Source organism: Streptomyces sp. NPDC002817, assembly GCF_053592055.1.
Genome location: NZ_JBSFUY010000002.1, coordinates 631,839 through 642,168 on the forward strand (window position 1 = coordinate 631,839; position 10,330 = coordinate 642,168).

8 protein-coding genes are annotated in these 10,330 nt (G+C 68.7%); 5 read left to right on the forward strand and 3 right to left on the reverse strand.

What is annotated here, in order from left to right; all coding sequences use genetic code 11:
• Positions 1 to 24: 24 nt before the first annotated feature.
• The gene (gene manA, locus ACWD3I_RS05895; RefSeq protein WP_365403132.1) at positions 25 to 1,176 is read left to right on the forward strand and encodes a mannose-6-phosphate isomerase, class I; all 1,152 of its coding nucleotides are present in this window, start codon (positions 25 to 27) and stop codon (positions 1,174 to 1,176) included.
• Between the two features lie 116 nt (positions 1,177 to 1,292).
• Positions 1,293 to 2,273, forward strand: coding sequence for a cation diffusion facilitator family transporter (locus ACWD3I_RS05900; protein ID WP_365403135.1), 981 nt, complete (start codon positions 1,293 to 1,295; stop codon positions 2,271 to 2,273).
• A gap of 46 nt (positions 2,274 to 2,319) precedes the next feature.
• On the opposite strand, the gene ACWD3I_RS05905 is transcribed toward ACWD3I_RS05900, so the two are convergent.
• Complete coding sequence (locus ACWD3I_RS05905) at positions 2,320 to 2,808, reverse strand: S26 family signal peptidase (protein ID WP_365403138.1); 489 nt, start codon at positions 2,806 to 2,808, stop codon at positions 2,320 to 2,322.
• 225 nt (positions 2,809 to 3,033) lie between these two features.
• Positions 3,034 to 5,088, reverse strand: a complete 2,055-nt coding sequence (locus tag ACWD3I_RS05910) for a fructose-specific PTS transporter subunit EIIC (RefSeq protein ID WP_365403141.1) — start codon at positions 5,086 to 5,088, stop codon at positions 3,034 to 3,036.
• A 470-nt stretch (positions 5,089 to 5,558) separates the two neighbouring features.
• Between ACWD3I_RS05910 and ahcY the strand changes: the two genes are divergently transcribed.
• Positions 5,559 to 7,016, forward strand: a complete 1,458-nt coding sequence (ahcY, locus tag ACWD3I_RS05915) for an adenosylhomocysteinase (RefSeq protein WP_365403144.1) — start codon at positions 5,559 to 5,561, stop codon at positions 7,014 to 7,016.
• Between the two features lie 134 nt (positions 7,017 to 7,150).
• Positions 7,151 to 7,765 carry a hypothetical protein gene (locus ACWD3I_RS05920; protein WP_365403147.1) on the forward strand — a complete coding sequence of 205 codons (615 nt, stop codon included), beginning with the start codon at positions 7,151 to 7,153 and terminating at the stop codon, positions 7,763 to 7,765.
• 17 nt (positions 7,766 to 7,782) lie between these two features.
• On the opposite strand, the gene ACWD3I_RS05925 is transcribed toward ACWD3I_RS05920, so the two are convergent.
• The gene (locus ACWD3I_RS05925; RefSeq protein ID WP_365403150.1) at positions 7,783 to 8,724 is read right to left on the reverse strand and encodes an RDD family protein; all 942 of its coding nucleotides are present in this window, start codon (positions 8,722 to 8,724) and stop codon (positions 7,783 to 7,785) included.
• A gap of 130 nt (positions 8,725 to 8,854) precedes the next feature.
• Here ACWD3I_RS05925 and ACWD3I_RS05930 point away from each other — a divergent pair, with 130 nt between their 5' ends.
• Positions 8,855 to 9,862, forward strand: coding sequence for a stage II sporulation protein M (locus ACWD3I_RS05930; RefSeq protein WP_365403153.1), 1,008 nt, complete (start codon positions 8,855 to 8,857; stop codon positions 9,860 to 9,862).
• Positions 9,863 to 10,330: the final 468 nt, after the last annotated feature.

The window sequence follows — 10,330 nt, forward strand, 5'->3', positions numbered from 1 at the left end:
TGACCGTCGTACAGAAAGAACCCCATGGACCGCCTCGACAACACGATCCGCCCCTACGCCTGGGGTTCCACCACCGCCATCCCCGCACTGCTCGGCGTCGCCCCGAGCGGCGAGCCGCAGGCGGAGATGTGGATGGGCGCCCACCCGGGCGCACCCTCGCGCACCGGACGCGGCACGCTGGTCGAGGTCATCGAGGCCGACCCGGAGCGCGAGCTGGGCGCGGACGCCGTCACCAAGTTCGGCCCCCGCCTGCCCTTCCTCCTGAAGATCCTCGCTGCCGGAGCCCCGCTCTCCCTCCAGGTGCACCCCGATCTGGCGCAGGCCAAGGAGGGTTACGAGGACGAGGAGCGCCGCGGGATCCCCGTGGACGCCGGTCACCGCAACTACAAGGACGCCAACCACAAGCCCGAACTCATCTGCGCGCTCACCGAGTTCGACGGCCTGTGCGGCTTCCGCGCCCCTCTCGAGGCCGCCGACCTGCTCGCCGGCCTCGGCGTCGACTCCCTCAAGCCGTACGTCGACCTGCTGCACGCCCACCCCGAGGAAGCGGCGCTGCGCGAGGTCCTGACGGCCGTACTCGGCGCGGACCGCGAGGAGATGGCCCGTACGGTGACGGAGGCTGCGGCCGCCTGCGCCCGCCTCGGCGGCGCGTACGCCCCGTACGCGGACATCGCCCACCACTACCCGGGCGATCCCGGCGTCATCGCGGCCATGCTGCTCAATTACGTCCGACTCCAGGCCGGCGAGGCCCTGTTCCTCGGCGCCGGCATCCCGCACGCCTACCTGAACGGCCTCGGCGTCGAGATCATGGCCAACTCCGACAACGTCCTGCGCTGCGGCCTGACCCCCAAGCACGTCGACGTCCCCGAACTCCTGCGCATCGTCCGCTTCGAGGCCGCCGACGCGGGTGTGCTGCGCCCCGAGGCGTCCCCGGACGGCGAAGAGGTCTACGAGACCCCGATCGACGAGTTCCGGCTGTCTCGGTACGTCCTCCCCGAGGGCGGCGCCGCCCACGACCTCACCCGCGCCACCCCGCAGATCCTGCTGTGCACGGCGGGTTCCGTCCGGGCGGGTGAGCATGAGTTGAACCCCGGTCAGTCCGTCTTCGTTCCCGCAGGTGAGAAGGCCGAAGTGACCGGGACGGGCACCGTCTTCCGAGCCACTGTGATCGTATGACCGGGGCTGTGGACACCTGACACACCGCTCCCGGGAAGGGCTGCAAGAATGGCCCACCGGAAAAGGACGGGCAAAGGCCTGGACTGCGTGGACGTACGAAGGGACAACGCGAACACATGAGCGCGTCAGGCGGAACCAAGGCGATCGTGGCGGCACTTGCCGCCAACCTCGCGATCGCGGCATCGAAGTTCGTGGCGTTCCTCTTCAGCGGCTCGTCGTCGATGCTCGCCGAGTCCGTCCACTCCCTCGCCGACTCCGGCAACCAGGGCCTGCTGCTGCTCGGCGGCAAGAAGGCCCAGCGCGAGGCCACCCCGCAGCACCCGTTCGGCTACGGCCGCGAGCGCTACATCTACGCCTTCCTCGTCTCCATCGTGCTCTTCTCGGTCGGCGGCATGTTCGCGATCTACGAGGGCTACGAGAAGATCAAGCACCCGCACGAGATCGAGAACTGGTACTGGCCGGTGGGCGTCCTCGTCTTCGCGATCATCGCCGAGACCTTCTCCTTCCGGACGGCCATCAAGGAGTCCAACGTCCTGCGCGGCCGGCAGTCCTGGAAGGAGTTCGTCCGCCACGCCAAGGCGCCCGAGCTGCCGGTCGTCCTTCTGGAGGACCTGGGCGCACTGATCGGTCTGATCCTCGCCCTCGGCGGCGTCGGCCTGGCCCTCGGCACCGGAGACGGCGTCTGGGACGGCATCGGCACCCTCTGCATCGGCATCCTGCTCATCGTCATCGCGCTCGTCCTGGCCGTGGAGACCAAATCGCTGCTCCTCGGTGAGTCCGCGGGCATCGAAGCGGTCCAGAAGATCGAGGCCGCGATCGTCGACGGCGACGTCGTCACCCGCGTCATTCACATGCGTACGCTCCACCTCGGCCCCGAGGAGCTCCTGGTCGCCGCCAAGATCGCCGTCCAGCACGACGACTCGGCCACCGAGGTCGCCAACGCCATCAACGCCGCCGAGGCCCGTATCCGCGAGGCCGTCCCGATCGCCCGCGTCATCTACCTCGAGCCGGACATCTTCAGCGAGTCCGACGCCGCCAAGGGCCCCGATCCCGAGGCGACGCCCGGGGGACCGGCGCAGCACGACGCCGACCACTGACACCGGCTGAACGGGCCCCCCGGGATTCCGGTGGGCCCTTCGGCTCTCAGACCCGCACCGCCCAGGGCGGCGGTGACGGCACCACGGCACGCGCCTTCCGTCGTACGACCATGGCGGCGATCCCCAGCCCGGCAGCGGCCGGCACGAGCACCACGCCGGACATCATCGCCACCCCGGGCACCGTAGGCACGGTGTAGTCGTCGATCACCCGCCCCCGGACCGCCGACGCCGACGCCGGCAGCGTCGCGCCGCGATCGTCGAGGAAGGCCCGCGCGTCACGGGCATTCGCCCGGTGGTGGCCCAGCAGGAAGAGCGGCCCCTCGGGGACCCGCACGTCGTAGGCGGGCATGGGCAGCACACCGACGTCCCCGCCTTTCAGATACGGCTCCTGAAGCGGCTCCCCGTTCAAGGTGACCCGCGTGCCCTCCGCCTCCCCGGTGCAGCGCGCCACCCGGTCCCCGCCCACCCCTACGACCCGCTCGAAGACGACCCGCTCGCCCCGCCCGAACGTCGGCGCCATGCTCTCGCCCGACACGACGGAACCCCCGAGGCATATACCGTCCGTAGGCGGTGCCGCCCAGGCCCGCAAGCAACCCCACCAGCCCCACCACGACGGCCGCGATCCCCAGCCCCCGAGCCCTGCCCATCGCCGCTCCCTCCTCACACGGAACATCCGCGGCGGCAGAGAGCAGCGACCCGCTGTGAACGGGCAGTGCGGGCCGCACCCGTTGGCCACGGCCCGCACTCACCCGACCCCGCCCTACCGGATCTCGCCCAGCACCTCGAGCACCGCCCGCTCGTCCGGCGCCGCCATGAGCCGCTCCCGGAACCCGGCGTCCATCAACTTCCGCGACAGCAGCGCCAGAATCCGCAGATGCTCGTCACCCGCGGCCGCCTCCGGTACGGCGATCATGAACACCAACCTGGCCCGAGTACCGTCCAGAGAGCCCCATTCGATGCCCTCGGCGGACCGGGCGAACCCGACGACCGGCGCGCTCACCGCATCCGTCTTGGCGTGCGGAATCGCGATCTCCTCACCGAGCCCGGTCGTGCCCTGCTCCTCACGCCGCAGCGCGGTCGCCACCAGCTCGTCCACGTCCGCGACCTTGCCGGTCCGCGCCAGCAGCCCGGCCATCTCCCGGACGGCGGCCTCCTTGTCGACCGCGTCGAGCTCGGTCTTCACGGCCTGCTCGGTGAGATACCCGGAGAGGATCTCGGTGGTCGCGACGGGTGCCGCCACGGACTCACGTACGACCTTCTGCGCCACGACGGCCCTGGCACCCGGCACCTTGCCCGCACCCGCTCCGACCAGCACCGGCTCGGGCCCGGCCGCCGGCACCCCGACAACCGCCTCGCCGCGCCGCTTCCGCTCGCTGATGTCGACAAGAGCGACCGTCGTGAGCGCGGTGACGACCGTTCCGATCACCACGGCCACGAAGAACATCGGCACACCGCTCACCGCACCCAGCACCGCCACGATCGGCCCGCCGTGCGGCACCGCGTCCTCGACCCCGGCGACCCCGGCGATCGCACCGGCCACCGCGCCGCCCAGCATGTTCGCCGGGATGACCTGCGCGGGCCGTGCAGCCGCGAACGGGATCGCACCCTCGGAGATACCGAAGCAGCCCATGAAGAGGGCGGCGAGCCCGGTCTCCCTCTCCTGCTCGGTGTAGAGCCGCTTGCGTATCAGCGTGGCCAGGCCCTGCCCCAACGGCATGACCGGGATCGCGGCCGCGCACATACCCATGACCGTCTGATTGCCGGTCGCGATGAGCCCCGCGCCGAACAGGAACGCCGTCTTGTTGACCGGCCCACCCATGTCGAACGCGATCATCAGCCCGAGAATCGCGCCGAGCAGGATCGCGCTCGTGCCCGTCATCCCGCTCAGCCAGCTGGTCAGGTGCTCGAACACCCAGGAGATCGGCTTTCCGATGACATAGATGAAGAACAGCCCCAGCGCCGTGGTCGCCACGATCGGGATCACGATGATCGGCATGATCGGCTGCACGAACCTGGGGACCTTGACCTTCTTGATCCACAACACCAGATACCCGGCGAGGAATCCGGTCACGATCGCCCCGATGAACCCGGCACCCGCCTTGGAGTCGTACAGCGAACCGGTGTTGGCGATCCAGCCGCCGATCATGCCGGGAACCAGGGCGGGGCGGTCGCCGATGGCGTACGCGATGTATCCCGACAGGATCGGCACCATCAGCGTGAAGCCGATGACACCGATGTTGTTCACGTCCATCCAGAAGGAGTCCTTCGGGATGACCAGACCACCGGACGGGTCCGTGTGTCCGCCGAGCGAGAGCGAGATCGCGATCAGCAACCCGCCGACCACCACGAACGGGATCATGTAACTGACCCCGTTCATCAGCGCCTTGTACCCGACGCTGCGCTCCTTGCCGCCACCCGCACCGGCCGCGGGCGCGCTCGCCCCGTCCGGCTGGTGCACGGGCGCCGACCGCACCCGCTCGATCAACTGCTCGGGATGGTGGATCCCCTCCGCCACCCCGACGGTCAGGACCCGCTTGCCCACGAAACGGCTCAGGTCCACATCCTTGTCCGCGGCGACGATGATGCCGTCCGCGGTGCTGACATCGTTGTCATCAAGTACGTTTTCGGCCCCGATGGACCCTTGCGTCTCCACCTTCATGTCGATGCCGCGGCTCTCGGCAGCCTGCGCGAGCTTCTCGGCCGCCATGTACGTGTGCGCGATGCCGGTCGGGCAGGCGGTCACCGCGAGCAGCTTCAACCGCTTCTGCTCGCCACTGCCGCCGCCCGTGGGGGGAGGGCCGGCCGGACTGGTCACGTCGATCTCCTAACGCCATTGTTCGCACGGAACGCCGTCCCGGACGCCCCGCAAGATCGATCAGCTGTTCCCGATCCCTTGCATCCTGCAGCACGTGCCGTCCCGCTCAAAGGTTCAAAAGTCCCGGATTGTCACGGCCTGTTAGCTCCTCGTCCGGCGATCGTGGGTGTCCTGTTATCGATGGCGTGGCCACCCCGACCCCCTCTCGTGGCTGCCTCGTGAACGGCTCGATGTGTTCGGAGGTGGACTGGGGGCGCCCGGGCGTACCGGTGTAGCTTGGGACGGAGCCAGACGTCGCTGCTGATGGCGGTCGGGCGATCCCGATGCGGATCGACCGAGGGAGAGAGGGCCTCCGACGGACTGCGCTGCGCGCACCGGGCATGCCTGTGTCCTCTTTCGGGCACCCCTGTGTCCGCCGCCGCGCAGACCAGCCGTGTACACCTCGCCCCAACCTTGAGGAGCAGCCCGTAATGACGACTGTCGACAGCCGACAGGACTTCAAGGTCGCCGATCTCTCCCTGGCCGAGTTCGGCCGCAAGGAGATCACCCTCGCCGAGCACGAGATGCCCGGCCTGATGGCGATCCGCAAGGAGTTCGCCGCCACCCAGCCGCTGGTCGGTGCCCGCATCATGGGCTCGCTGCACATGACCGTGCAGACCGCCGTCCTGATCGAGACCCTGGTCGCCCTGGGCGCCGAGGTCCGCTGGGTGTCCTGCAACATCTTCTCCACCCAGGACCACGCGGCCGCCGCCGTCGCGGTAGGCCCGAACGGCACGCCCGAGAACCCGCAGGGCATCCCTGTCTTCGCCTGGAAGGGCGAGACCCTGGAGGAGTACTGGTGGTGCACGGAGCAGGCGCTGACCTGGCCGAACACCCCCACCGGCGGCCCGAACATGATCCTCGACGACGGTGGTGACGCCACCCTCCTCGTCCACAAGGGCGTCGAGTACGAGAAGGCCGGCAAGGTCCCCTCGGTCGACACCGCCGAGAACGACGAGCACCGCGTCGTCCTCGAACTCCTGAACCGCACCATCACCGACGGCTCCCAGAAGTGGACCCAGCTCGCCTCGGAGATCCGCGGCGTGACCGAGGAGACCACGACCGGCGTCCACCGCCTGTACGAGATGCAGCGCGACGGCGTCCTCCTCTTCCCGGCTATCAACGTGAACGACGCCGTCACCAAGTCGAAGTTCGACAACAAGTACGGCTGCCGCCACTCCCTGATCGACGGCATCAACCGCGCCACCGACGTCCTCATCGGCGGCAAGACCGCGGTCGTGTTCGGCTACGGCGACGTCGGCAAGGGCTGTGCGGAGTCCCTGCGCGGTCAGGGCGCCCGCGTCATCGTCACCGAGATCGACCCGATCTGCGCCCTGCAGGCGGCGATGGACGGCTACCAGGTCACGACCCTCGACGAGGTCATCGACAAGGCCGACATCTTCATCACCACGACCGGCAACAAGGACATCATCATGGCCAGCGACATGGCCAAGATGAAGCACCAGGCCATCGTCGGGAACATCGGTCACTTCGACAACGAGATCGACATGGCCGGTCTCGCCAAGATCCCCGGCATCGTCAAGGACGAGGTCAAGCCGCAGGTCCACACCTGGAAGTTCCCCGACGGCAAGGTGCTGATCGTCCTCTCCGAGGGCCGCCTGCTGAACCTGGGCAACGCGACCGGCCACCCGTCGTTCGTGATGTCCAACTCGTTCGCGGACCAGACCCTGGCCCAGATCGAGCTGTTCACCAAGCAGTCGGAATACCCGATCGGCGTGTACACGCTGCCCAAGCACCTGGACGAGAAGGTTGCCCGCCTCCACCTGGACGCGCTCGGCGTGAAGCTGACGACGCTGCGCCCGGAGCAGGCCTCGTACATCGGTGTCGAGGTCGAGGGGCCGTACAAGTCGGACCACTACCGCTACTGAGCACTCTCCTCAGCAGCAGGACCTTCGAGGCAGGCCCCCGCACCCCCGTGCCGGGGGCCTGCCCCTTTGGCCGCTCCGACCCGACCAGCCCGTGCCGCTATGCCCGGACCAGCCCGTCAAGACCCAGGACCCCCATGCCCCGCGGCCGCTATTCGCTCCATGATCCGCACGATCACACCCCCCTCGCAGAAGAGCACTTCCACTGCGCCCCCGGCCCCTCCGGCTGGCGCTACGTCGCCCAGCTGACAAACCCCGCGGGCGACCACTCCGGCTCCGTCGACCTGACTCTCGACGAGCTCGGCCGCCCTATCCGTCTGGAACTCCAGGCCGCGGGCTGGCAGGTACGCGGCGCCGCTCTCGACGGCGTCACCTGGGTCCGTACCGACCCCACCGGAGCCCACGCCACGGAAGGCAACGTCCCCGCCCACGCCTTCACCGGCACTTCCCCCGCATTCATCATCGCCACCACTCGGCTCCTACGCCTCACCCCTTCCGCATCAGCCACCCGCGTACGACTCGTCGCCTTCACGGATCCGGTCCTCGCCCCGCGCACCGTGGACCAGTCCTGGGCGCTGATGAAAAGCGAAGCACACGCCACTGACAACGGCCCATTGACCGTGGACGAATACCAGGTCACAGCCCTGGACACGGGCGAGCAGCACTCCGTGCACATCGCCGGGGACGTGGTCCTCTCGGCTCCCGGCATCGAGTTGGAAGACCTCGAATCGCCGCCGTCCGTCTTCGTGTGAGCAGGGGGTGGTACGGCTTACGCAGGGGGCGCGAAACCGCTACCAGGACGCTCAGGCGACGGTGTCTCCCGCGCCTCCACGGGCCCGGCGACGGGTGCCGGAGGCTGAGGCGCTGCACCGGAGCCGTAGAAGGGAGGCGGAGCAGCGGTAGCCGCAGCCGGTGAGAGCGAAGGCGGCTGAGCAGGCTGCGTTCCGTACGCCCCCGTCGATCCGTTCCCGAAAGCGCGCCGAGCCTCCCGGGCTTGCCGCTCCTGCACCACCGCCGCGAGATAGGCCGCCGGCGGAATGCCCTGCGGTGCCGGCGTCCCCGTACGCGCCGCGACGTCCGCGGCGAGCCGCTCGGCCATCGCCCAGCCGACCTGCGGGTCCAACTGCTGCATCCGCCCCAGGTACTGCCGGATGGCGAGCCACAACCCGTCCGGAACGGCCGACAGGTCCAGCCCGGAGAAACGCCCGGCCAGCCAGGGCGGCGGCGGAGGCAGGAACCCCGTATGTGCGACCGGAACCCGCTCCCGTACGACCAGAGTTCCCGCGAACACGTCCCCGAGCCGTCGCCCCCGCGCCGAAACGAGCGACGCGACACAGGCGACGACCCCGAACGTCAGCAGGATCTCGATGACGCCGATCCCGCCGCGCACCAGCGCATGCCGGAACCGGATCGGCCCGCCGTCGTCCCGCACCACACGCAGCCCGAACGCCAACTTCCCGAGCGAGCGACCGTGGCTGAGCGTCTCGACCGCGATGGGACCACCCACCATGACCAGCACGAACGCCGCGAGAGACACCGCGAACTGGGCCGCCTCGTCCAGGGAAGCCGTGGAAGCCACCAGCGCGATGGTCACGAGCACATAGACGATCACGCCCACCAGCAGATCGAGCAGTACGGCCAACGCCCTGCTCGGCAGCCGCGCAGGACGCAGCTCCAGCGCCACCGCCTCGCCCGTCACCAGCTCACTCACGTCCGCCGTCCTTCCCCTGGCCCGCCCCGAGAACGGCCAGTCTGCCAAGCTGAGGGCACATCGCACCGCAGTACGACAAGCTGACACACACGACGAGTCGCCGACGAGCAGCCGAGGAGCAGCCGAACCGATGGACCTCGACGTCTTCGTCTCCGCTCACCGAGCGGAGTGGGATCGCCTCGACGCCCTGCTCCGACGCCAGCGAAGGCTGACCGGCACCGAGGCCGACGAACTCGTCACTCTCTATCAACGTACGGCCACTCATCTCTCCCTGATCCAGTCCAGTGCCCCGGACCCACAGCTGACGGGCCGGCTCAGCCAACTCGTGGCACGCGCGCGTAGTGCCGTGACAGGCACCCGACGCGCCTCTTGGCGCGACGTCACGCGCTTCCTGGCGCACGGCTTCCCCGCCGCGGTCTACAGAGCACGTCACTGGTGGGTCCCCACCGCGCTTCTCTCCACAGCCGTGGCAGCCGTCCTGGGCTGGTGGATCGGCACCCACCCGGAAGTACAGGCCACCATCGCGGCCCCCAGTGAACTCCGCGAGCTCACCCGCCCGGGCGGACAGTACGAGTCGTACTACTCGAGCCACCCCGCGGCCTCCTTCGCCGCCCAGGTCTGGACGAACAACGCGTGGGCCGCCGCGCAGTGCCTGATCCTCGGCGTCTTCCTCGGCCTCCCGGTCCTCTGGATCCTCTTCCAGAACATGCTCAACCTCGGCGTCGGCTTCGGCCTGATGTCCTCGGCAGGCCGTCTCGACACCTTCCTCGGCCTGGTCCTGCCCCATGGTCTGCTGGAGCTGACGGCAGTGTTCGTCGCCGCGGGAACAGGCATGCGTCTCGGCTGGACCGTCATCGACCCCGGCCCACGCACGCGTCGAGCCGCCCTCGCAGAGGAAGGCCGAGCAGCGATCGGCATGGCCATCGGCCTCGCCCTGATCCTCTTCGTCTCCGGAGCCATCGAAGGCTTCGTCACCCCGTCGGGCCTGCCCACCTGGGCACGCATCAGCATCGGGGTCGTCGCCGAACTGGTCTTCCTCGCGTACGTCTACATCCTCGGCGGCCGCGCTGCCCGCGCCGGAGAATCCGGCGACGTCGCGGAGAGCGAACGCAGCGCCACGGTCCCCATGGCGGCCTGATGTGCGTACGGGCCTGCTGAGCTGCTAGTGTCCTCTTCGCCCCGCAGGAACCGTTGACACGGAGAGAGCGGGGAGGTAGATTCGAACAGTTGCCTAGAACTGGATCTAGTCCGGTCGGCAACAGTGAGTGTCTGTCTGCTTCTTGAAACTTCGTTTTCGAAGAAGCCCCTCCCGATGATTCGGAAATGAGCGGCCGGTCAGTCCGGCCCGGAACTTCTGATAAAGTCGGAACCGCCGGAAAGGGAAACGCGAAAGCGGAAACCTGGAAAGCACCGAGGAAATCGGAACCGGAAACGGTCTGATAGAGTCGGAAACGCAAGACCGAAGGGAAAAGCCCGGAGGAAAGCCCGAGAGGGTGAGTACAAAGGAAGCGTCCGTTCCTTGAGAACTCAACAGCGTGCCAAAAATCAACGCCAGATTAGTTGATACCCCGTCTCCGGCCGTGATGGTCGTAGATGAGGTTCCTTT